This window comes from Metabacillus schmidteae, from assembly GCF_903166545.1.
In the GTDB taxonomy this organism is placed as follows: Bacteria; Bacillota; Bacilli; order Bacillales; family Bacillaceae; genus Metabacillus; species Metabacillus schmidteae.
On record NZ_CAESCH010000001.1, the window covers coordinates 2414653 to 2436807 of the forward strand.

Sequence of the window (22155 nt, forward strand, 5' to 3'; positions counted from 1 at the left end):
TGGAGAGACTTTGCTTCATAGAAACTGCCTCATAATGATGGTAATAGCTTTTATCTTAATTTCTCCGCATGTTACATCTATTGTTCATGCGGAGAACTCACAAAATGAAAGTGTTTATGAAAACTTAAACAAGCAACAGGAAGATAATAATCAAAATAAATTAAATGAAAACCCTGCAAGTGAAGATCAAGTACAACAAAATGAAGATCCCCAAATACAGGGAGATGCTCTTTCTATTACAGCTTGGGATTTTATCAAAATGCTCTTTGCTCTAGGTTTTATTATCTTTCTCATTTATGTCCTTTTGAAGTTTGTTACGAAGAAAAACCGTGTATTCCAGCAAGGACAAGCTATTGTGAATTTGGGTGGGACCAATTTAGGACAAAATAAATCAGTTCAAATTGTTAAAGTTGGAAAACGTGTGCTGGTTGTTGGAGTTGGCGAGTCGATTACCTTATTAAAAGAGATTGACGATGAACAAGAAAGCAAGGGTATAATTGAAGACTTTGAGAAAAAGCAAGAATTGGTTATTGATTCAAAAGATATATTTCAAAAATTAACTTCCGCAATTGTTCAGCAAACAAAAGGGAAGAAAATCAATTCAAATTCTCCTGTTTTTTCAACAAAGCTAAATGAACAATTACAGAAAATAAAGGAAGATCGGACTAGACAACTTGAGGATATTAAAAGAAAGGGTATAAAAGAGAATGAATGAGTTTATGGAGTTTTTTAATAATAGCAATCCTGAAGATGTTAGTACATCTGTAAAGCTTCTATTATTATTAACGGTATTATCTATTGCACCCAGTATTTTAATATTGATGACTTGTTTTACAAGGATTATTATCGTATTGTCGTTTGTCCGTACTTCACTTGCAACACAATCAATGCCACCGAATCAAGTTCTGATTGGAATTGCTATGTTTCTCACATTTTTCATAATGGCACCTACATTTTCTCAAGTAAACGAGCAGGCGTTAACGCCTCTTTTTAATGAGGAAATAGGTTTAGAAGAAGCATATGAAAAAGCGGCAATTCCTTTTAAAGAGTTTATGAGCAAGCATACAAGGCAAAAAGATTTAGCTTTATTTTTGAATTATGCTGGAATTGAAAACCCAAAGTCTATTGAAGACATACCATTAACTGCTCTCGTTCCTGCCTTCGCAATAAGTGAAATAAAAACAGCTTTTCAAATAGGCTTTATGATTTTTATTCCTTTTTTAGTTATCGATATGGTAGTTGCAAGTATTTTAATGTCCATGGGAATGATGATGTTACCACCAGTTATGATTTCTTTACCTTTTAAAATCCTGCTGTTTGTATTAGTAGATGGTTGGTATTTAATTGTAAAGTCATTGTTACAAAGTTTTTAGAAGGGGTGTGAATGAATGAGCTCCGAGTTTGTTATTTCACTAGCTGAAAAAGCTGTATATACTGTATTGATCATCTGTGGACCTCTTCTGCTAGTAGCATTGGTTATTGGATTAATCGTAAGTATTTTCCAAGCAACAACACAAATTCAAGAACAAACACTGGCATTTATTCCGAAAATTGTTGCAGTATTAGTTGGATTGATCTTTTTTGGTCCGTGGATGTTATCTACGCTTATATCATATGCACAAGATATTTTTGGTAATTTAAATAGGTTTGTAGGATAAAATGGCAACTTTACTTGAAAATTATCCTGCATTTCTACTAATTTTTATGAGGGTAACGGCCTTTTTTGTAACATTGCCATTTTTCTCTTACAGAACCATTCCTAATACACATAAAATTGGGTTTTCCTTCTTTTTAGCATGGATTATGTTTTTTTCTATAAATCCGCCGGCTATTGAAGTAGATGGGCAGTATTTCATGCTGATTATAAAAGAAGTATTACTTGGCCTAGCTATTGGGTTTTCGGCTTATTTTATCCTTTCTGCTATTCAAATTGCTGGTAGTTTTATTGATTTTCAAATGGGATTTGCAATTGCAAATGTTATTGATCCTCAAACAGGCGCACAAAGTCCTCTTGTCGGTCAATTCTTGTATACACTTGCATTATTGTTACTTATTACTACCGACGCGCATCATCTCCTATTAGATGGTGTTTATTATAGCTATCAATTCGTGCCAATTAATCAACCTTTCCTTCCGATGGGAAATGAAAATATTATTGAATTTATTATCACATCGTTTAATTCAATGTTTATCATAGCTTTTCAAATGTCTATTCCAGTAGTAGGCTCACTTTTCTTAGTTGATATAGCTTTAGGAATTGTAGCAAGAACCGTTCCCCAATTAAACATTTTCGTCGTTGGGTTACCGTTGAAGATTATTGTTAGCTTTATCATGCTCATTCTAACAATGAGTGCATTATTTTTGTTAATGTCACAATTATTTGAAACGATGACGTATACAATGCGTGGTCTGATGGAGTTGTTCGGAGGTGGAGGCAATCAACCTACTTAAATTAGATTTGCAGTTTTTTTCTGGTGAAAAGACTGAGAAAGCTACTCCACGAAAAAAACAAGATGCAAGGAAAAAAGGTCAGGTAGCTAAAAGTGCTGATGTAAATACGGCGCTTTCCCTTCTAATGGTTTTTTTATCGTTTTTATTCATTGGCGCTTTCATGAGAGATCATATTCTTCTTATGATGAGAGGATTTTTTCAGGATTATTTATTACTTGATGTAACAACTCAAAATGTCCATGACGTCTTTTTAACATTAGCTTATCAAGCAACCATTATTTTAGCACCAGTTATGGGTATTGCTTTAGTTGCCGGGGTTTTGGCAAATTATTTACAAGTAGGCTTTTTATTCTCTACAGAAGCTATTCAAATGAAGTTGAATAAGTTAGATCCAATCCAAGGCTTTAAACGAATCTATTCAATGCGTGCAATTGTTGAGTTAATTAAATCGTTATTAAAAATATCCTTTGTTGGAGCTGTTACATTTTCTGTCTTATGGCTTGAACTTGATAATGTTTTGAGATTGTCATATATGACTGTTGAACAGTCACTTCAATTTATTGGGTCTTTAACGGTTAAGATGGGGCTGTTTGCATCAATTGCTCTATTACTATTAGCACTATTAGATTATTTGTATCAAAAATTTGACTATGAAAAAAACCTTAGAATGTCTAAACAAGACATTAAAGATGAATATAAAAAATCTGAAGGTGACCCACTAATCAAATCGAAAATAAAGCAAAGGCAACGTGAAATGGCGATGAGAAGAATGATGCAGGATGTTCCTACTGCCGATGTTGTCATCACTAACCCAACACACTATGCTATTGCGTTAAAATATGATGAATCGAAAATGGATGCTCCTTATGTTGTCGCCATGGGAGTAGATATGGTTGCACAAAAAATAAAAGAAATCGCAAAAGAAAATGACGTCATGATGGTAGAAAATCGTCCTTTAGCAAGAGCTTTGTATGCACAGGTAGATATTGGACAGGCAATTCCTGATGAGTTTTTTCAGGCGGTTGCAGAGATTATTGCGTATGTGTATCAGACAAAATCTATTTCATAAAGGGTCTATTTCTACTAGTACAATAGATTGATTGGGTTTAAGGAGAGAAAAAAACATGTCCGGAAAAGACTTATCGGTATTACTTAGTGTTATTTTAATTGTGGCAATGTTGATCATTCCGTTCCCGGGCTGGTTGTTAAGCTTTTTAATTATAATAAATATTTCTCTTGCACTATTAGTAATTCTTACGTCAATGAATATGAATGAGCCGCTGCAATTTTCAATTTTCCCGTCATTAATTCTTCTATTAACTCTGTTTCGCTTAGGTCTAAACGTGTCAACGACAAGAGCGATTTTAGCAGAAGGTGATGCAGGTAAAGTAGTTGAAACCTTTGGTACGTTTGTTACTGGAGGAAATGTTTTAGTAGGGTTTGTTGTTTTTATTATTTTAATTGTTATTCAGTTTGTTGTTATTACAAAAGGTTCTGAGCGTGTATCAGAAGTAGCTGCCCGTTTTACACTAGATGCGATGCCCGGTAAACAAATGAGTATCGATGCTGACTTAAATGCAGGCATGATTTCGGAGCAACAAGCTCGTGAAAGACGAGACAAAATTGCCAATGAAGCTGATTTCTATGGGGCAATGGATGGTGCCAGCAAATTCGTTAAAGGTGATGCAATTGCTGGTATTATCATGGTATTGATCAATATGTTATTTGGTATCATTATTGGTATGATGCAGCTTGGAATGCCTATAAATGAGGCTGCCTCCCATTTCACAATGCTAACAGTTGGTGATGGTATTGTTAGCCAAATACCAGCATTATTAATTTCAACTGCCACAGGTATAGTGGTAACCCGTGCAGCATCAGAAGGTAACTTAGGTACAGATATAACAAAACAACTTTTTGCTTACCCTAAAATGCTTTATGTAGCAGCAGGAACGATTTTTTTATTAGGTATTTTTACACCGATTGGTATTTTATTAACTCTCCCAATTGCGGCTTTACTTGCTGTTGGTGGTTATATGATCTCAAAATCTAAAGAGCAAAACATTCCTGATGAAGAAGAAATCGAACAAGAAATTGAAATGGATGAAATGAAGAGTCCAGAAAGTGTAGTCAATCTCCTCAATATTGATCCGATTGAATTCGAGTTTGGATACGGTTTAATTCCCCTTGCTGATACGAATCAGGGTGGAGATCTCCTTGATCGAGTGGTTATGATTCGAAGGCAGTTAGCAATTGAACTTGGTATCGTTATTCCTGTTGTACGAATAAGAGATAATATACAGTTACAACCTAATGAATATCGTCTAAAAATCAAGGGAAATGAATTGGCTAAAGGTGAAATTCTACTTGATCACTATTTAGCTATGGCTCCTGGCATTGAAGATGATTCAATTGAAGGAATCGATACGATTGAGCCTTCCTTTGGCTTACCTGCAAAATGGATAACAGAGGAAATGAAAGACACAGCTGAGATGTATGGGTACACAGTAGTTGATCCTCCGTCCGTTGTTTCTACACATATAACAGAAGTCATAAAACAACATGCACATGAATTATTAGGCAGACAAGAAACTAAACAATTAATCGATCATTTAAAAGAAACGTATCCTATTTTAGTAGAAGAAGTGACTCCAACTCCACTTGGTATTGGTGAAATTCAAAAAGTTCTTGCTAAATTATTACGTGAGAAAGTTTCAATAAGAAATCTGCCGATTATTTTTGAAACATTGGCCGATTTTGGAAAGATGACTTCAGATACAGAATTGCTGGCGGAATATGTAAGGCAAGCTTTAGCCAAGCAAATTACCGCACAGTATGCTGAACAAGATCAGACCTTAAAAGTTGTAACTTTATCAGGAAAAATAGAAAAGCTAATTGCAGATGGTGTACAACAAACTGAACATGGCAATTACTTATCATTAAGTCCAGATGTTTCACAATCGATCATTGAATCGATTGCAAAGGAAGTTGAAATGTTATCAATCCAACAGCAAACACCGATCATATTATGTTCCCCTGCAGTGAGAATGTATGTAAGGCAATTAACCGATCGATATTTTCCTCAGGTTCCTATTTTGTCTTACAATGAGCTGGAGGCAAATGTTGAAGTACAGAGTATTGGGGTTGTGAATGTAGAATGAAGGTAAAAAAGTATGTAGCACCATCTATGCAAGAGGCAATGAAAAAGATCCGATCAGAGATGGGAAACGATGTAGTCATTTTAAACTCTAAGGTAGTTCAAACTGGAGGTTTTTTAGGGCTTTTTACCAAAAAGAATATTGAAGTGATCGCTGCAATAGATCCGGACGTTCCCGCAAATGAGTCGAAAGCTGTAAAACCTTTATCTAGAGAAACAGCAAAACACACTGTCCAGAACAGCAGTAACTATTTAGAACATCAAGGTCAACTAAGTACAGTAGAAAATGTTAATCAAAAACCAGTATTAGAGGAAATCACTGAATTAAAAAATATGATCAAGGCTCTTTCTACAAATGAAAGAAGTGACGTGTATCCACCACCATTAAAGGACATTTATGAAAAAATGATTAAACAGGAGATTTCACCTACTTTTATTGGCCAAGTGATGGCAGAGCTTTTAGATACTTGGTATGAACACAAAGGTGAGATCTCGCATACCGATTTATATAAAAAACAGAATAGATTTTTTGCTTTGCAACTGGAAGGTTTTGACTTCGGAGGTATTTCTTATAAGCGGAAATACATTAATGTTATTGGTCCGACAGGAGTAGGGAAAACAACAACTCTTGCTAAACTGGCTGCTGAATGTGTTCTTCAAGAAAAGAAAAAAGTTGCCTTTATTACTACAGACACATATCGAATTGCAGCGATTGATCAATTAAAAACATATGCGAAAATTTTGGATGTTCCCATTGAAGTCTGCTATACGACGGAAGATTTTAAACAAGCAAAGCAAAATCTCGCAATGTATGATTATATATTTATTGATACAGCAGGACGAAATTTTCTAGAACCTAAGTATGTTTCTGATTTGCAGAAGATTATTTCCTTCGATGATGAAATGGAAACTTTTTTAGTTTTAGCTGCTACCGCAAAACCAGCTGATATGCTTGCAGTCTATGAACAATTTGCTGTGATTCCTATTCATAAACTTATCTTCACCAAAATGGACGAAACATCAACAAGAGGATCATTATTCGATGTCATGAAGAAAACAAAAAAAGGCATTGCATATACAACACACGGACAAAATGTTCCGGAAGATATCGAAGTAGCAACAAGAGAACGAATAGTCGAACAGATGTTGAGGTAATGAAAAATGGCATATGATCAAGCACAGCGTCTACGAGAGCGTTTGAACAGCTTAAAAACAGAAGCAAAATCTATTGCTGTTATGAGTGGAAAAGGTGGAGTAGGAAAATCAAACTTCTCACTTAATTTTTCACTGGCACTACAAAAAGAAAATAAACGAGTATTGTTATTTGATTTAGATATTGGTATGGGAAACATCGATATATTAATTGGTGAAAGTTCACCATATTCAATTGTTGACTTTTTCAATCAGGACATGTTGCTTTCTGAAATCATTTCATCCGGTCCAAATGGCCTGGATTATATTTCAGGTGGAACAGGTCTGGGTGTGATTTTTTCTTTGGATGAAGAAAAGTTTCAACGATTTCTTCAACAACTTGAATTACTATTTAAATTATACGATTATATTGTTTTTGATATGGGGGCCGGTATTTCAGAAGACAGTTTGAGATTTTTATTATCTGTTGATGAAATTATTGTGATTACTACACCTGAGCCAACTTCCATGACTGATGCGTATGCTGCAATAAAAAATGTTTGTGTTAATAATAAGTCAATCCCATTTTCTATCGTTGTAAACCGAGCTTTTAATAAGAAAGTTGGCGAATTAACTTATAAAAGATTAGAACAGACGATCAATCAATTTTTACATCGGGAAGTTTCTTTGCTTGGCATAATTCCTGATGATTCTACTATTATGAAGGCTGTGATTGATCAAAAACCGTTTACTCTTTTCCAGCCAAGCTGTCAGGCTAGTAAAGCACTAGTTATGATCTCTAAAAATTATTTGCAAATGAAAAATACCATTGAAGAAGTTCAAGATGAAGCATCTTTTATTTCGAAACTAAAGCATTTCTTCATGAAAGGCAGGTAATTACTTATGGAAAAAACTAGTGTTTTAGTTGTCGATGATTCGGCTTTTATGAGAAAGCTTATATCTGATTTTTTATCTGAACATGAACGAATTCTTGTGGTTGGGACAGCGAGAAATGGGTCGGACGCATTAAAAAAAATTGAAGAGTTGAATCCTGATGTTGTTACTCTTGATGTTGAAATGCCGATTATGAATGGATTAGAAGCATTAAAATTGATTATGAAGCAATGTCCAAGACCGGTGATCATGCTTTCAAGCACGACTAAAGGTGGTGCTGAGAACACCATTTTATCACTTCAGTATGGTGCATTTGATTTTATTCCTAAGCCTTCTGGCTCAATTTCTTTAGACCTATATAAAGTCAAAGAAGAGCTTAAAAGCAAAGTTATTCTTGCGAAATCTGCCAATTTAAAGAAAGTAAACAATCGATTATTACAAAATACAACAAGTTATAGTAAAATAGACTCAGGTGTTGATCAAAAAACTATTTTCTTCGACAAAAACAATCAAAGTCAATCAATTGTTTGTATCGGAACCTCTACAGGAGGACCAAGAGCTTTGCAACATGTTTTAACAAAATTACCATCTGATTTGCGAGCACCTATTTTTATAGTTCAACACATGCCTCCTGGGTTTACACAGTCACTCGCAAATCGGCTTCATACCATCTCTTCAATTGTGGTAAAGGAAGGTGTCGATGGGGAAGTCGTAAAAAATGGAACAGCATATATAGCTCCTGGTGGCTCACATATGAAAATTGTGAATTCTGGATCAGCATTAATGATTAAAATAGACCAATCTGACATTAGAAATGGACATCGTCCATCGGTTGATGTGATGTTTGAGTCAATAAGTGAACTAAAGAATTATCGGAAAATTGCAGTCATTATGACAGGAATGGGCTCTGATGGCTCAGAAGGGCTAAAAAAGATGAAATCTAGCGGGGTTGTTAAAGCTATTTCTGAATCAGAAGCCACTTCTATTGTTTACGGAATGCCTAAATCAGCTTTTGCAACGAATTTAGTTGATAGAGTTGCTAATGTGGATGAAATTGCTGACGCTATTTTATATTTTCTTTCCACTACTAATAAATAAATGTCTTTCTTATATATTACTATACAACAGTGTAAAAGCTGTTTGATCCGATACTTAACTCGAAACATAGGGGTGTTACCGTATGGAAATGAATCAATACTTAGAAGTGTTTATTGAAGAAAGTAAAGAGCATTTACAAGCATGTAATGAAAAATTACTAGAATTAGAGAAAAACCCTGCGGATCTATCAATTGTGAATGAGATTTTCAGGTCTGCTCACACACTAAAAGGTATGAGTGCCACAATGGGATATGAAGATTTAGCTAACTTAACACATCAAATGGAAAACGTTCTTGATGCAATCCGAAATGATAAGCTGAGTGTGACAGCTGATATTTTGGATGTGGTTTTTGCTTCTGTAGATCATTTAGAAGAAATGGTATTTTCAATTGCTGAAGGTGGAGACGGGAAGAAAGATGTTACAAAAGTTGTTGAAATGTTAAAACAGATTGAAAACGGTGAAACAGTAACAGCTGATACCAAAAGCGAAGCAGCACCTGAACAATCTTTGCAATCTATTCAATCATATGATGATTATGAAAATGCCGTTATCCAACAATCAAAAGAGCAAGGTTTTTCACCTTTGGAATTAACAATTACTTTAAGAACGGATTGCTTATTAAAAGCGGCAAGGGTATTTATGGTGTTTGAAATTTTAGAGCAAGCAGGTGAGGTCATTAAATCGCTTCCTTCTGTCGAATTGCTAGAGGAAGAAAAATTTGACCATCAATTTACGGTAGCTCTTGTTACAAAGGAAACTGCAGAAGATCTTAAAGAGAAAGTAATGAAAGTGTCAGAAATTGAAGATGTTATCGTGCGACAAATTAATCTTGATAATGCTACTACTGCTGTTTCTGAACTAAGTGATGTGAAGCAGGAAGAAATAATTGATAAACAAGAAATTGAACAGCCGAAGCAGGAAATAAAAACAGCAACGAAACAGGCTGCCGCTACAAGTTCTAAAACAATTCGTGTAAACATTGAGCGTTTAGATATCTTGATGAACCTTTTTGAGGAGCTTGTTATAGATCGTGGTAGATTGGAACAAATATCAAGAGATTTAAATAATTCTGAACTGAATGAAACAGTTGAGAGAATGTCTAGAATTTCTGGTGACTTACAAAATATTATTTTAAATATGAGAATGGTTCCTGTTGAAACTGTGTTCAATCGTTTCCCAAGAATGATTAGACAGTTAGCAAAAGATTTAAATAAAAAGATTCATTTAGAAATTGTTGGAGCTGAAACAGAGCTTGATCGTACAGTTATCGATGAAATTGGAGATCCGCTTGTTCACTTATTACGTAATGCGATTGATCATGGAATTGAAATGCCAGAGGAACGTATGAAAAACGGCAAAAGTGAAGAAGGTCATGTTGTATTAAGTGCATACCATAGTGGAAATCATGTCTTTATTGAAATAGAAGATGATGGAGCAGGTATTAATCGTGAACGAGTACTCAAAAAGGCATTAGATCGCGGGGTTGTGACACAGCAGATCGCTGCGACCTTAACGGATAAGCAAGTATATGAGCTTATATTCTCATCAGGTTTTTCAACAGCTGATAAAATCTCAGATATATCAGGTCGTGGGGTAGGACTGGATGTTGTAAAAAGTACAATTGAATCTCTCGGTGGTACGGTTACTGTTGATGCTGTAGAAGGTAAAGGTTCATTATTCTCAATACAGCTCCCACTAACATTATCGATTATTTCAGTTATGCTTGTTGAATTACGAAATGAAAAATACGCCATCCCATTATCATCTATTATTGAAACCGCGGTTATTAAGAAAGAAGATATTCTTCAGGCGCACAATCAAAAAGTCATTGATTTTAGAGGGAAAATTGTTCCTTTAGTCTTTTTATCAGAGATCTTTGAAGTTCCTGAGACAAAAGAAGAAGAAAATTTTGTTTCATTAATAATTGTACGTAAAGGTGAAAAAATGGCAGCATTGGTTGTTGATTCGTTCATAGGTCAGCAGGAAATTGTATTAAAATCGTTAGGTAATTATTTGAATTCAGTGTTTGCTATCTCGGGAGCCACTATTTTAGGAGATGGTCAAGTCGCACTAATTGTTGATTGTAATGCTCTTATTAAATAATTCGATTCTAGTTGGTTATGAAAAAACGAAAATAGGTGTTTCATGTTTTAGAGAGGAGTTTTTACAATGAATGAACATTTAATTGGTGACCTTAAAGTAATCGTTTTTCAGTTGCAGGACGAGGAGTATGGCATACCCGTTCAACAAGTACGTTCAATAGAGAAAGTGCAACATATTACAAGAGTTCCGAGAACTGCTCCGTATATTAAAGGTGTGATTAATTTACGTGGAGTTGTCACTCCGATTATAGATTTGCGTAAACGATTTGGAATGCAAGAACTTGAGGATACTGAAAGTACTAGAATGATCATTGTATCCAAAGAGGATATTGAAGTTGGCTTTATTGTAGATTCAGCCAATGATGTCATTGATATTCATTCGGATATTATTGAACCTGCACCAGAAGTAGTTGGCTCAGTAGAGGTTGAATATATCCAAGGTGTAGCTAAATTAGAGAAGCGATTAATCGTGATGATTGATCTTGAAGAAGTGTTAAAAACCGGTCAAAATCTAGCACTTCAGGGTGTATAGGAAAAGAGTCATGGATTACACGAGATCAATAACGTCTACACATTTAGATATATTAAAAGAGGTCGGGAATATTGGTGCTGGACATTCTGCCACATCTTTGTCTATGTTGCTAGACAAAAAAATTGATATGACAGTACCTGATGTAAAGGTTATTTCATTCAATGAACTTATGGATCTAGTTGGTGGACCTGAAGTGGTTGTTGCAAGTGTGTTTTTGCGAATGGAAGGTGACATCCCGGGTTCATTATTTTTTGTTCTTAGCATTGAACAAGCTGAGCGGTTCATTAAGAAGTTAATTGCTGATGAAGACTTTTCATTGAAAGAAATGCCATATAATGAGTTGGGGTTATCTGCTTTTCAGGAGCTGGGAAATATTTTAACAGGGGCGTATTTATCGTCATTATCAGATTTAACAGATTTAAGAATCTACCCTTCGGTACCTGCTTTAACAATTGATATGTTCGGAGCAGTAATATCTCATGGATTAATTGAATTATCACATGTAAGTGATTATGCAATCATCATTGATACAGCAATTAAAGAAGAAGATCAGCTTGATATAGATTCTGTTAAAGGTCATTTCTTTTTATTACCTGATCCTAATTCCTTTAAAAAGTTATTTGATGCACTTGGTATTCCTGATGAAAAATGAAGTGTATGAAATTGTAAAAGTAGGAATTGCTGATCTCAATACTGTAAAACCACCTAATAGAATTCGGACATCAGGACTGGGCTCCTGTGTCGGATTAATCCTTTTTGATAAAATCAATGAAATTGCAGGTTTGGCACATATCATGTTACCGACCTCATCACTAGCTAATCAAATAACGATTAACCAAGCAAAATATGCAGATACGGCAATTCCATTATTAATAAATAAATTAGAGGGTTCTGGAGCAAAAATGAGGTTCCTCCAAGCAAAAATAGCTGGTGGTGCTCAGATGTTCCAGTTTCAATCATCAAATGACATGATGAGAATAGGACCTAGAAATGTAGAAGCAGTAAAGAATTTCTTGCGGACTCATAACATCCCAATTCTAAGTGAAGATGTGGGTGGTAATAGTGGCAGAACGATTGAATTTGACCCAAAAACATCTGAATTAATGATTCGAACTGTTAACCAAGGGACAAAAATAATCTAGGTTTAATCCAGTGACGTTCTAGTAATAGGGTTCAAAATGCTGAATTTGGATTAGAACTTTTCATGATATTTATGCTGATCAGGGGGATAAAAATGACACAATTGACACAAACCGACGAACATGTAATTTGGCAAAAATGGATTGATGTACGTGACACACATGCTGGTAATGCACTCATCAAAAAATATATGCCCCTTGTATCTTATCATGTTCAAAGAATATCTGTAGGACTTCCCAAAAATGTGAACAAAGATGACTTAATGAGCTTAGGGTTATATGGTCTGTATGATGCTTTAGAAAAATTTGACCCTAAAAGGGATTTGAAGTTTGACACATATGCTTCATTCCGAGTACGAGGAGCCATTATTGATGGATTAAGAAAAGAAGATTGGTTACCAAGGAGCTCGAGAGAAAAAGCAAAACGTGTAGAAGCAGCGATTGATAAATTGGAGCAAAAGTATCTCCGTAATATTTCATCAAAGGAAATTGCTGCAGAGATGGGCTTATCTGAGGCAGAGGTAGTCGGTGTGATGAATGAAGGCTTTTTCGCCAATGTTCTGTCCATTGACGATCAAATGTTTGATCAAGAAGATGGTGAAAGTATTGGTTTCACTGTAAAAGATGAAAATCAAAAAACACCTGAGGAAAAGATGATAGATGACGAGTTAATCGCTCAATTATCAGAAGTGATCACTCAATTAAGTGAAAAGGAACAGCTCGTTATTAGCTTTTTTTACAAAGAGGAATTAACATTAACAGAGATTGGACAAGTTATGAACTTATCAACCTCAAGAATTTCACAAATTCATTCAAAAGCATTATTCAAGTTGCGAAAAATATTAGAAAATGTTATCCATTAATAATATGAGAAATATAAGTACAAGTCACCATAGATTAGTCTAGCATGATCAATTAACTAATCATAAGGGTTGATGGAGTTTGAGCCTTAAAAATATTGAAATGCAAATAGCTCTCCCACGAACACATGATGCGGGGAAAATTCAAGATCAATTAAACCAAAGAAACCAGCAAATTCAAGATCAACTTGCACATTCTTTTCAAAAGGAAGTAGACTTAAAAAGAACCCAAGTATCAGAAAATAAAGAAAGTGATAAATTATTTTTAAATAAAGATCATTCCCAACAGCATCAAGAGCAAAATAAAAAAAAGAAAAAAGACCGAAAACAAGAGGAGAATCCTAACCACCCTTATAAAGGGAAGAAAATTGACTATTTTGGTTAAGAGAGGATGCCTATGACAACTACCATCTTACTATTATTAAGTTTACTACTTCATGTAGTAGCTTTTTATTTTATTATCGTCCTTTATATGAAATATTCAACGATGAAGAATCTCTCTGACACACAACGTCAGATTCTTGAAGAAACAGAAAATTCAATGACGAGTTTTTTAATTGATATGAAGGATGAAAACGACAAATTTATGAAAACATTGTTGTCTTCTTCTGATCTGAAGAAACAGCCAATTAATGAAGAGTTGATTGGGCTAAACCGAACTTCAAACGCAGAACCATATAATGTTAAGGTTTCAAATGAATCAAACAAAACTAACAAGATAGTTTCAGATCAAAATTCAATAGAGTTGCCAAGTCATTTGTCAGGAATTGACGAAATGCAGGATATTGTTGAAATCACACAAACTGACAATAAAAAAAAGCCCTCATTTGAAGTTGAGGCTATAAATCTTTATAAAGAAGGTTATAATGTAGAGCAGATAGCAAAGAAGTTAAATAAAGGAAAGACAGAAGTTGAACTGCTTCTTAAATTCCGGCAATTATAGACTATACATTCGTACTTAGTTTTAGTTGACTAGTTCTGAAGCACAGGATGTAGCGTCTTTGTCTGCCACTAGGGTCAGTCAAATAGGAATAGAAGGTAAAGAACGCCTTCTATTCCTATTCGAATTATGCTTGTCGCCGAATGCTTAGCGCATTACTTTTTCTAATAAGTCGAAATTTTGGAGATCCTGTAAAGTTTCTTCACTTTACTCTTGATTGTCATATATCGATATGGTATAGTAATTTTTGGTGTTATTACACACGCTTATAGATTTAAGTATTGGTGCTGTTTTTTTTACATCTTATGCTTAAAAAGAACAGTTATGCTTAAAGATGATATAAGCGGAGGAGATTAAAAACCATTTAGGAGGAACAAACACATGTCAGTTATTTCAATGAAGCAATTGCTTGAAGCTGGTGTTCACTTCGGTCACCAAACTCGCCGTTGGAACCCAAAAATGAAACGTTACATCTTCACAGAGCGTAACGGAATCTACATCATCGACCTTCAAAAAACTGTTAAAAAGGTTGAAGAAGCATACAAATTCGTAAAAGAACTTGGAGCTGAAGGTGGTACAATTCTTTTCGTTGGTACGAAAAAACAGGCACAAGATTCTGTGAAAGAAGAAGCAGAACGTTCTGGAATGTACTTTGTAAACCAACGTTGGTTAGGTGGTACATTAACTAACTTTGAAACAATCCAAAAGCGTATTAAACGTTTAAAAGATATTCAAAGAATGCAGGAAGACGGTACTTTCGAAGTTCTTCCTAAAAAAGAAGTAGTACAACTTAACAAAGAGCTTGAGCGTCTTGAGAAATTCCTAGGCGGAATTAAAGACATGAAGCAATTACCAGATGCATTATTCATTATCGATCCTCGTAAAGAGCGCATCGCTGTTGCAGAAGCTCGTAAATTAAACATCCCAATCGTTGGTATCGTTGATACAAACTGTGATCCGGATGAAATTGATTATGTAATTCCTGCAAATGATGATGCAATTCGTGCTGTAAAACTTCTTACTGCAAAAATTGCAGATGCAATTTTAGAATCAAAACAAGGTGAAGAAACAGTAACACCTGCTTAATGTGCAAAAGGTGATAAGGGGATTTGACCTTTTATCACCTTTTTTTAAAGCATGCTACATACTAATGAATAAATTAATTTTTTATGTTATGTATTACAACATAAGGTGTAACTTAACATAATGTTGAGAGCATTCCATTAAATGGATGATTTGATGATTTTAAACCTATATGACCTTAAGGAGGAATACCGTTATGGCAGTAACTGCTCAAATGGTTAAAGAATTACGTGAAAAAACTGGCGCTGGAATGATGGATTGTAAAAAAGCGTTAACTGAAACAAATGGAGATATGGAACAGGCAATTGATTACCTTCGTGAAAAAGGTATTGCAAAAGCAGCTAAGAAAGCTGACCGTATCGCAGCTGAAGGGTCTACTTTAGTAAAAGTAAACGGAAATGAAGCTGTTATTCTTGAAGTGAACTCTGAGACAGACTTCGTTGCAAAAAATGAAGGTTTCAAAGAATTAATTAACGGTTTAGCTGATTTCTTATTAGAAAAGAAACCTGCTGATGCAGAAGCTGCTTTAGCTGAAACAATGAGTAATGGATCAACAGTAGCTGATTACATTAACTCTGCTATTGCGAAAATTGGTGAAAAAATCACTCTTCGTCGTTTTACAGTGTTAACAAAAACTGATAATGATGCTTTTGGTGCATACCTTCACATGGGTGGACGTATTGGTGTATTAACATTATTAGAAGGTACAACTGATGAAGAAGCAGCTAAAGATGTTGCAATGCATGCTGCTGCAGTTAATCCTAAATATGTTTCTCGTGACCAAGTTTCTGCTGAAGAAGCTGAGCATGAGCGTAAAATTTTAACAGAGCAGGCATTAAACGAAGGTAAACCAGAAAACATTGTTGCTAAAATGGTTGAAGGTCGTCTTGGAAAATACTTTGAAGAAATTTGCTTATTAGATCAAAGTTTCGTTAAAAACCCTGACCAAAAAGTAAAACAATTTGTTGAGTCTAAAGGCGCAACAGTAAAAACTTTCATTCGTTATGAAGTTGGTGAAGGAATCGAGAAACGTCAAGATAACTTCGCAGAAGAAGTTATGAGTCAAGTAAAAAAATAATTTAAACACATCGTTTAAGTTTGTGTTTAAAGCTGAAGAGATTTTCTTATAATGGAAAAAGGGAACACAACCAGTGTTCCCTTCTTTTCGAGATAGACAATTCCATAGAGAAAATGTAGGACGTAAAGTTTAAGAGCGGACAGAGAGTTGGAGGTAATCATGAGTAAACCTAAATATAACCGTATTGTACTTAAATTAAGTGGTGAAGCACTTGCAGGTGACAATGGTTTTGGAATTAATCCATCAGTTATCCAATCAATTGCAAAACAAGTAAAAGAAATTGCTGAATTAGATGTTGAAGTTGCAGTTGTTGTTGGTGGTGGAAACATCTGGCGCGGGAAAATCGGTAGTGAAATGGGAATGGACCGTGCTACTGCTGATTATATGGGAATGCTTGCAACTGTGATGAATTCCTTGGCTTTACAAGATAGCCTTGAAACACAAGGAATTCAGACACGTGTACAAACATCGATTGAAATGAGACAGGTTGCAGAACCTTACATAAGAAGAAAAGCTATTCGTCACCTTGAGAAAAAGAGAGTTGTGATTTTTGCAGCTGGAACTGGAAATCCTTACTTCTCAACTGATACTACTGCTGCCTTACGTGCTGCAGAAATAGAAGCAGATGTCATTCTTATGGCAAAGAACAATGTTGATGGGGTATACAGTGCTGACCCTCGGGTTGATAAGGATGCTGTAAAATATGAGACATTATCATACTTGGATGTTCTAAAAGAAGGCTTAGCAGTTATGGATTCAACGGCATCATCTCTATGTATGGATAATGATATTCCATTAATTGTATTCTCTATTATGGAAGAAGGAAATATTAAACGTGCTGTAACAGGTGAAAATATCGGAACAATTGTTAGGGGGAAATAATCATGGCTAAACAAGTATTAGCAAACACAAAAGAAAAAATGGAAAAAGCTGTTGGTTCTTTAAGTCGTGAATTAGCGTCTGTAAGGGCTGGTCGAGCAAGCGCAAATCTACTTGATAAAATTTCTGTTGATTATTATGGTGCTCCAACTCCTGTTAATCAACTTGCTTCAATTAGTGTTCCGGAAGCCCGCTTATTAGTTATTCAACCATACGACAAAACAGTTCTTGGTGATATTGAAAAAGCAATTTTAAAATCTGATCTAGGTTTAACACCTGCTAATGACGGTTCGTTAATTCGCTTGTCTATTCCTGCTCTAACAGAAGAAAGACGTAAGGATCTTGTGAAATTAGTTAAAAAATATGGTGAAGAAGCGAAAGTAGCTATTAGAAATATTCGACGTGATGGAAACGATGATTTGAAAAAACTTGAGAAAAATGGTGAAATCACAGAAGATGAATTGCGTAGCAATACTGAAAATGTCCAAAAATTAACAGATGAATACATCGTTAAAATCGATCAAGTTGCGAAAGATAAAGAAAAGGAAATTATGGATGTCTAAATTATTCATAAATTGATTTTCGTTCGATATGGAAGTTTTCAGTTTCCTAATCGACAAAAAATATGTACAATAGGTATGAAAAGACCCTCTAATGTTTACAGGGGGTTTTTTTGTTAATACTGTTAACGTCATTAATTAGAATGATAAACATGAATTATTGGGTGATGGAGGAATCACATGCTCAACATATTAAAAAAATGGAAAGGGTCTCCTCAACTTTCCAACCAACAAATCATTAGTCAAGAGGAAGTAATAAAGGGGGAAATACCCAACCATATTGCAATCATTATGGATGGAAATGGAAGATGGGCGAAAAAACGTGCACTTCCAAGAATGGCTGGCCATCACGAGGGTATGAAAGTTGTAAGACGAGTTACAAAGCAAGCTAACGCTCTTGGTGTTAATGCTCTTACATTGTATGCTTTCTCAACAGAAAATTGGAAACGTCCAAAAATTGAAGTAGACTATTTAATGAAGCTGCCTGAAGAATTTCTTACAACTTTTTTACCTGAATTAATCGAAGAGAATGTGCAGGTTCGTGTAATGGGAGATAAAAATAGACTACCAGGACATACATTAAAAGCTGTTAATAAAGCAATTGAAGATACGCAATCAAATGATGGGCTAGTTTTAAATTTTGCATTAAATTATGGCAGTCGGACTGAAATCATTTCTGCTGTTCAGGAAATCGCTAAAGAAGTAGAGTCGGGAAAATTAAAAAAAGAAGATATTGATGAAAGTACCTTTTCGAATTACTTAATGACTCAAACATTACCTGACCCTGACTTGCTAATTCGAACAAGTGGAGAAATAAGATTAAGTAATTTCATGCTTTGGCAGCTAGCATATACAGAATTTTGGTTTACAGACGTACTTTGGCCGGATTTTGATGAGCAATGCCTATTACAAGCAATCCACACATATCAACAAAGAGGCCGCAGATTTGGTGGCGTATAAAGGTGATGAAGTAAAAAATGAAACAACGAATCTTAACAGCAGTTCTAGCTGCAGCTTTATTTCTTCCTTTTGTCATATACGGAAAGCTTCCGTTTACGATATTTGTTTATATACTCGGTTCAATTGGATTATATGAACTACTAAGAATGAAGAAAATTTCAATGGTTAGTTTTCCGGGGCTCATAAGTTTATTAATTTTATGGGTTCTATTAATACCAAATTCTTATATATCATTAATAAATGACTTAATCTTCTCTAAAGCTGAATTTGCATTACTTGGACTATTGTTGCTTTTGACATATACAGTTCTGACGAAAAACAAATTCACCTTTGATGATGTGGGATTTGTCGTAATCGCTGTATTTTATTTAGGTATTGGGTTTTACTTTTTTATTGAAACAAGAAACTTGGATTTAAGCCTTGTATTTTATGCATTAATTTTAATTTGGGTGACAGATTCAGGTGCGTATTTCGTTGGTCGTTCATTGGGGAAAAACAAACTTTGGCCGGAAATTAGTCCAAATAAAACAATAGAGGGTGCACTTGGCGGTGTAGTATTTGCGGTTATTTTTGCGTGTATCTATGAATATTTTACAGATGTATTCGAGAATTATTTCATCGTGATTATTATGACCGTTTTTCTATCTATTTTTGGACAAATAGGAGATCTTGTAGAATCTGCATTCAAGCGCCACTATGAAGTAAAGGACTCAGGAAGTATTCTCCCTGGACACGGTGGAATTCTGGATCGATTTGATAGTTTATTATTTGTTTTACCTTTAATGCATTTTTTAAGTATCCTTTTTAGGTTATAAAGTCCAAACAAACGTATTTCTTTTTTGATTGGAAGTGACTTCGTGAAAAAAATTAGTCTTTTAGGTGCTACAGGATCAATCGGCATCCAAACATTAGATGTTATAAAGGCACATCCTGAGCAATTTGAACTGGTTTCCATGTCTTTTGGCAGCAACATTTCATCAGGAATTGACATTATAAATCAATTTCAACCACGCTTTGTTGCTGTAAAAGATAAAGAAACATATGAAAAATTAAAATTAGAGCTACCGAATGATGCTGTAAAAATTGGTTATGGTCAAGAAGCCCTTATTGAGGCAGCTATTTTTGATGGTGTCGATTGTTTGGTGAATGCAGTTGTCGGTAGTGTCGGTTTAGTCCCTACATTAAAGGCAATTGAAAATAACATTACAATTGCCTTAGCAAACAAAGAAACTCTTGTAACAGCTGGTCACCTTGTAACAGAGCATGCAAGAAAATTTGGGGTTGATCTTCTACCAGTAGATAGCGAGCATTCAGCAATATTTCAATGCTTACAAGGAGAGAATCCTAAGAGTATTGAGAGATTGATTGTAACTGCCTCTGGAGGAAGTTTCCGTGATAAAACTCGGGAAGAATTAACCGACGTAACCGTGGAACAAGCTTTGAATCACCCTAACTGGTCAATGGGTGCAAAGATTACAATTGATTCTGCTACAATGATGAATAAGGGGCTAGAGGTAATAGAAGCTCATTGGTTATTTGATATCCCTTATGAAAATATTGATGTGCTATTACATAAAGAAAGTATCATACATTCCTTAGTCGAATTTCAGGATCACAGCATTATTGCTCAATTGGGAACGCCTGATATGAGGGTACCTATTCAATATGCTTTAACATATCCAAATCGATTACAAGTGAAAAACTCGAAGAGACTTGAATTATGGGAAGTTGGAAAATTACATTTTGAAAGAGCAGACTTTAACAGGTTCAAATGCTTACAATTTGCCTATGATTCAGGTAAAATAGGTGGAACAATGCCAACAGTACTTAATGCAGCCAATGAAGAAGCTGTTGCTGCTTTTTTAAATGGAAAGATAAAGTTTCTTCAAATTGAAGAATTTATTGAAAGAGCAATGGATAAGCATAAGAGCATCGCACATCCAGGGTTAGAGCAAATTCAAGATGTTGATCAACAAACTCGAAATTTTGTACAAACATTAATCTCATAAAGGTGGTCATACAAGATGAATACAGTGATAGCGTTTGTCCTTATTTTCGGTGCTCTCGTTTTTTTTCATGAGCTCGGTCATTTAATACTAGCAAATAGGGCTGGCATCCTTTGCAGGGAATTTGCAATCGGTTTTGGTCCTAAAATCTTATCCTTCAAAAAGAATGAAACAGTTTATACGATTCGTCTATTGCCAATTGGCGGTTTTGTTCGAATGGCTGGAGAGGACCCTGAGGTCATTGAGGTAAAGCCGGGTCATAATGTTGGATTACTTTTTAATAACGAAGGAAAAGTAGAGAAAATAATTTTAAATAATAAGGAAAAATACCCAAACGCAAGAGTCATTGAGGTAGAAAATGTAGACCTGGAGCATAATATGTTCATTTCAGGTTATGAACACGGAGAAGAGGAATATATAAAAAGGTTTGAAGTAAGTGAGACATCCTTTTTCATTGTAGATGGACAACAAACACAAATTGCTCCTTTCAATCGTCAGTTTCAATCCAAGACCGTTGGTCAAAGGATTGCAGCTATTTTTGCTGGACCTTTTATGAATTTCCTGCTTGCATTCGTTATTTTGTTTTCTCTTGGATTTATCCAAGGAGCTCCGGTTAATGAAGCTAAATTAGGTGAGTTAACTTCCGATGGTTCTGCAAATAAAGCTGGGCTACAAGAAGGAGATGTCATTCATTCGATTGAGGGAGAAGCAACTACTACTTGGGAAAAAGTTGTTTCTATCATTCAAGAAAGTCCTGATAAAGAATTAACCTTTGAAGTTGAACGTAATGGTGAAATGTTAAGTTATGAGGTTGTCCCGGAAGCAACAAAAGTTGGGGAAGATGTGATCGGGCGCATCGGTGCGTATAATCCGGTAGATAAATCTTTTGGAAGCTCCCTTAAATATGGATTTGTTGAAACATATAATTGGACAAAAGAAATATTAATAAGTTTTGGGAAGCTTGTAACAGGACAATTTTCGATAGATATGCTTTCAGGTCCGGTTGGTATTTATGACATGACAGACCAAGTTGCCGAGTCAGGGACAACGAACCTTTTAAGATGGGCCGCTCTGCTGAGTATTAATTTAGGTATCGTTAATTTATTACCTATCCCAGCCTTAGATGGAGGCCGTTTGTTATTTTTATTTATTGAAGCATTGAGAGGCAAGCCTATTGATCGACAAAAAGAAGGTATTGTCCATTTTATCGGTTTTTCATTATTAATGCTGTTAATGCTTGTTGTGACGTGGAATGATATCCAACGCTTATTTTTATAAATTAAA

General features: G+C 35.0%; 24 protein-coding genes. All 24 read left to right on the top strand.

Going from position 1 to position 22155, the window contains the following annotated elements; all coding sequences use genetic code 11:
- Positions 1–10 precede the first annotated feature (10 nt).
- The 24 genes from fliO (at position 11) to rseP (ending at position 22149) form a co-directional block, all read left to right on the top strand.
- Complete coding sequence (fliO, locus tag HWV59_RS11585) at positions 11–715, top strand: flagellar biosynthetic protein FliO (protein WP_175638869.1); 705 nt, start codon at positions 11–13, stop codon at positions 713–715.
- A complete protein-coding gene (gene fliP / locus HWV59_RS11590; protein ID WP_175638870.1) occupies positions 708–1373 on the top strand; it encodes a flagellar type III secretion system pore protein FliP in 666 nt (221 codons plus the stop codon). The genes fliO and fliP overlap by 8 nt, the downstream gene beginning before the upstream one ends.
- 15 nt (positions 1374–1388) lie before the next feature.
- Complete coding sequence (gene fliQ / locus HWV59_RS11595) at positions 1389–1658, top strand: flagellar biosynthesis protein FliQ (RefSeq protein WP_026559338.1); 270 nt, start codon at positions 1389–1391, stop codon at positions 1656–1658.
- A 1-nt stretch (position 1659) separates the two neighbouring features.
- A complete protein-coding gene (gene fliR / locus HWV59_RS11600) occupies positions 1660–2451 on the top strand; it encodes a flagellar biosynthetic protein FliR (RefSeq protein WP_102229707.1) in 792 nt (263 codons plus the stop codon).
- Positions 2438–3520, top strand: coding sequence for a flagellar biosynthesis protein FlhB (gene flhB / locus HWV59_RS11605; RefSeq protein WP_102229932.1), 1083 nt, complete (start codon positions 2438–2440; stop codon positions 3518–3520). Before fliR ends, flhB begins: the two co-directional genes overlap by 14 nt.
- Positions 3521–3575: 55 nt before the next feature.
- Positions 3576–5612 carry a flagellar biosynthesis protein FlhA gene (gene flhA / locus HWV59_RS11610; RefSeq protein ID WP_102229708.1) on the top strand — a complete coding sequence of 679 codons (2037 nt, stop codon included), beginning with the start codon at positions 3576–3578 and terminating at the stop codon, positions 5610–5612.
- A complete protein-coding gene (gene flhF / locus HWV59_RS11615; RefSeq protein ID WP_175638871.1) occupies positions 5609–6763 on the top strand; it encodes a flagellar biosynthesis protein FlhF in 1155 nt (384 codons plus the stop codon). The genes flhA and flhF overlap by 4 nt, the downstream gene beginning before the upstream one ends.
- A 6-nt stretch (positions 6764–6769) precedes the next feature.
- Positions 6770–7636 carry a MinD/ParA family protein gene (locus HWV59_RS11620; protein WP_102229710.1) on the top strand — a complete coding sequence of 289 codons (867 nt, stop codon included), beginning with the start codon at positions 6770–6772 and terminating at the stop codon, positions 7634–7636.
- Positions 7637–7642: 6 nt separating this feature from the next.
- On the top strand, positions 7643–8731 hold the full coding sequence (locus HWV59_RS11625; RefSeq protein ID WP_175638872.1) for a protein-glutamate methylesterase/protein-glutamine glutaminase: 1089 nt from the start codon (positions 7643–7645) through the stop codon (positions 8729–8731).
- A gap of 82 nt (positions 8732–8813) precedes the next feature.
- Positions 8814–10835, top strand: a complete 2022-nt coding sequence (locus tag HWV59_RS11630) for a chemotaxis protein CheA (protein ID WP_175638873.1) — start codon at positions 8814–8816, stop codon at positions 10833–10835.
- A gap of 66 nt (positions 10836–10901) precedes the next feature.
- Positions 10902–11366, top strand: a complete 465-nt coding sequence (locus HWV59_RS11635; protein ID WP_175638874.1) for a chemotaxis protein CheW — start codon at positions 10902–10904, stop codon at positions 11364–11366.
- A gap of 10 nt (positions 11367–11376) precedes the next feature.
- Positions 11377–12018, top strand: coding sequence for a chemotaxis protein CheC (locus tag HWV59_RS11640; protein ID WP_102229713.1), 642 nt, complete (start codon positions 11377–11379; stop codon positions 12016–12018).
- Positions 12008–12508, top strand: a complete 501-nt coding sequence (locus HWV59_RS11645; RefSeq protein WP_102229714.1) for a chemotaxis protein CheD — start codon at positions 12008–12010, stop codon at positions 12506–12508. The genes HWV59_RS11640 and HWV59_RS11645 overlap by 11 nt, the downstream gene beginning before the upstream one ends.
- Positions 12509–12600: 92 nt before the next feature.
- On the top strand, positions 12601–13368 hold the full coding sequence (locus tag HWV59_RS11650; RefSeq protein WP_175638875.1) for a FliA/WhiG family RNA polymerase sigma factor: 768 nt from the start codon (positions 12601–12603) through the stop codon (positions 13366–13368).
- A gap of 79 nt (positions 13369–13447) precedes the next feature.
- Positions 13448–13750 (top strand): hypothetical protein, encoded by a 303-nt coding sequence (locus HWV59_RS11655; protein ID WP_175638876.1) that lies wholly within the window; start codon positions 13448–13450, stop codon positions 13748–13750.
- Positions 13751–13762: 12 nt separating this feature from the next.
- Positions 13763–14308: a hypothetical protein gene (locus tag HWV59_RS11660; RefSeq protein WP_175638877.1), complete on the top strand. Its 546-nt coding sequence runs from the start codon at positions 13763–13765 to the stop codon at positions 14306–14308.
- A 378-nt stretch (positions 14309–14686) separates the two neighbouring features.
- Positions 14687–15391 carry a 30S ribosomal protein S2 gene (gene rpsB, locus HWV59_RS11665; protein WP_026559324.1) on the top strand — a complete coding sequence of 235 codons (705 nt, stop codon included), beginning with the start codon at positions 14687–14689 and terminating at the stop codon, positions 15389–15391.
- A 193-nt stretch (positions 15392–15584) separates the two neighbouring features.
- Positions 15585–16466, top strand: coding sequence for a translation elongation factor Ts (gene tsf / locus HWV59_RS11670; protein ID WP_102229718.1), 882 nt, complete (start codon positions 15585–15587; stop codon positions 16464–16466).
- Between the two features lie 159 nt (positions 16467–16625).
- Positions 16626–17348 (top strand): UMP kinase, encoded by a 723-nt coding sequence (gene pyrH / locus HWV59_RS11675; RefSeq protein ID WP_102229719.1) that lies wholly within the window; start codon positions 16626–16628, stop codon positions 17346–17348.
- A 2-nt stretch (positions 17349–17350) separates the two neighbouring features.
- Positions 17351–17908: a ribosome recycling factor gene (gene frr, locus HWV59_RS11680; RefSeq protein WP_102229720.1), complete on the top strand. Its 558-nt coding sequence runs from the start codon at positions 17351–17353 to the stop codon at positions 17906–17908.
- Between the two features lie 177 nt (positions 17909–18085).
- Positions 18086–18865 (top strand): isoprenyl transferase, encoded by a 780-nt coding sequence (locus HWV59_RS11685; RefSeq protein WP_175638878.1) that lies wholly within the window; start codon positions 18086–18088, stop codon positions 18863–18865.
- Positions 18866–18882: 17 nt separating this feature from the next.
- Entirely contained in the window at positions 18883–19680 is a 798-nt protein-coding gene (locus HWV59_RS11690) for a phosphatidate cytidylyltransferase (protein WP_102229722.1), read from the top strand.
- 42 nt (positions 19681–19722) lie between these two features.
- Entirely contained in the window at positions 19723–20874 is a 1152-nt protein-coding gene (gene dxr / locus HWV59_RS11695) for a 1-deoxy-D-xylulose-5-phosphate reductoisomerase (protein ID WP_175638879.1), read from the top strand.
- 15 nt (positions 20875–20889) lie between these two features.
- The gene (rseP, locus tag HWV59_RS11700; RefSeq protein WP_175638880.1) at positions 20890–22149 is read left to right on the top strand and encodes an RIP metalloprotease RseP; all 1260 of its coding nucleotides are present in this window, start codon (positions 20890–20892) and stop codon (positions 22147–22149) included.
- The last annotated feature ends 6 nt before the right edge of the window (positions 22150–22155 follow it).

What these genes read in the sequence shown, in the direction of transcription:
- flhF (WP_175638871.1), top strand. Translation starts at nt 5,609, where the DNA reads ATGAAGGTAAAAAAGTATGTAGCACCATCTATGCAAGAGGCAATGAAA.
- rpsB (WP_026559324.1), top strand. Translation starts at nt 14,687, where the DNA reads ATGTCAGTTATTTCAATGAAGCAATTGCTTGAAGCTGGTGTTCACTTC.
- HWV59_RS11630 (WP_175638873.1), top strand. Translation starts at nt 8,814, where the DNA reads ATGGAAATGAATCAATACTTAGAAGTGTTTATTGAAGAAAGTAAAGAG.
- frr (WP_102229720.1), top strand. Translation starts at nt 17,351, where the DNA reads ATGGCTAAACAAGTATTAGCAAACACAAAAGAAAAAATGGAAAAAGCT.
- HWV59_RS11650 (WP_175638875.1), top strand. Translation starts at nt 12,601, where the DNA reads ATGACACAATTGACACAAACCGACGAACATGTAATTTGGCAAAAATGG.
- HWV59_RS11690 (WP_102229722.1), top strand. Translation starts at nt 18,883, where the DNA reads ATGAAACAACGAATCTTAACAGCAGTTCTAGCTGCAGCTTTATTTCTT.
- HWV59_RS11685 (WP_175638878.1), top strand. Translation starts at nt 18,086, where the DNA reads ATGCTCAACATATTAAAAAAATGGAAAGGGTCTCCTCAACTTTCCAAC.
- fliQ (WP_026559338.1), top strand. Translation starts at nt 1,389, where the DNA reads ATGAGCTCCGAGTTTGTTATTTCACTAGCTGAAAAAGCTGTATATACT.
- pyrH (WP_102229719.1), top strand. Translation starts at nt 16,626, where the DNA reads ATGAGTAAACCTAAATATAACCGTATTGTACTTAAATTAAGTGGTGAA.
- tsf (WP_102229718.1), top strand. Translation starts at nt 15,585, where the DNA reads ATGGCAGTAACTGCTCAAATGGTTAAAGAATTACGTGAAAAAACTGGC.
- HWV59_RS11620 (WP_102229710.1), top strand. Translation starts at nt 6,770, where the DNA reads ATGGCATATGATCAAGCACAGCGTCTACGAGAGCGTTTGAACAGCTTA.
- flhA (WP_102229708.1), top strand. Translation starts at nt 3,576, where the DNA reads ATGTCCGGAAAAGACTTATCGGTATTACTTAGTGTTATTTTAATTGTG.
- fliR (WP_102229707.1), top strand. Translation starts at nt 1,660, where the DNA reads ATGGCAACTTTACTTGAAAATTATCCTGCATTTCTACTAATTTTTATG.
- HWV59_RS11625 (WP_175638872.1), top strand. Translation starts at nt 7,643, where the DNA reads ATGGAAAAAACTAGTGTTTTAGTTGTCGATGATTCGGCTTTTATGAGA.
- HWV59_RS11645 (WP_102229714.1), top strand. Translation starts at nt 12,008, where the DNA reads ATGAAAAATGAAGTGTATGAAATTGTAAAAGTAGGAATTGCTGATCTC.
- HWV59_RS11660 (WP_175638877.1), top strand. Translation starts at nt 13,763, where the DNA reads ATGACAACTACCATCTTACTATTATTAAGTTTACTACTTCATGTAGTA.
- HWV59_RS11635 (WP_175638874.1), top strand. Translation starts at nt 10,902, where the DNA reads ATGAATGAACATTTAATTGGTGACCTTAAAGTAATCGTTTTTCAGTTG.
- rseP (WP_175638880.1), top strand. Translation starts at nt 20,890, where the DNA reads ATGAATACAGTGATAGCGTTTGTCCTTATTTTCGGTGCTCTCGTTTTT.
- HWV59_RS11640 (WP_102229713.1), top strand. Translation starts at nt 11,377, where the DNA reads ATGGATTACACGAGATCAATAACGTCTACACATTTAGATATATTAAAA.
- fliP (WP_175638870.1), top strand. Translation starts at nt 708, where the DNA reads ATGAATGAGTTTATGGAGTTTTTTAATAATAGCAATCCTGAAGATGTT.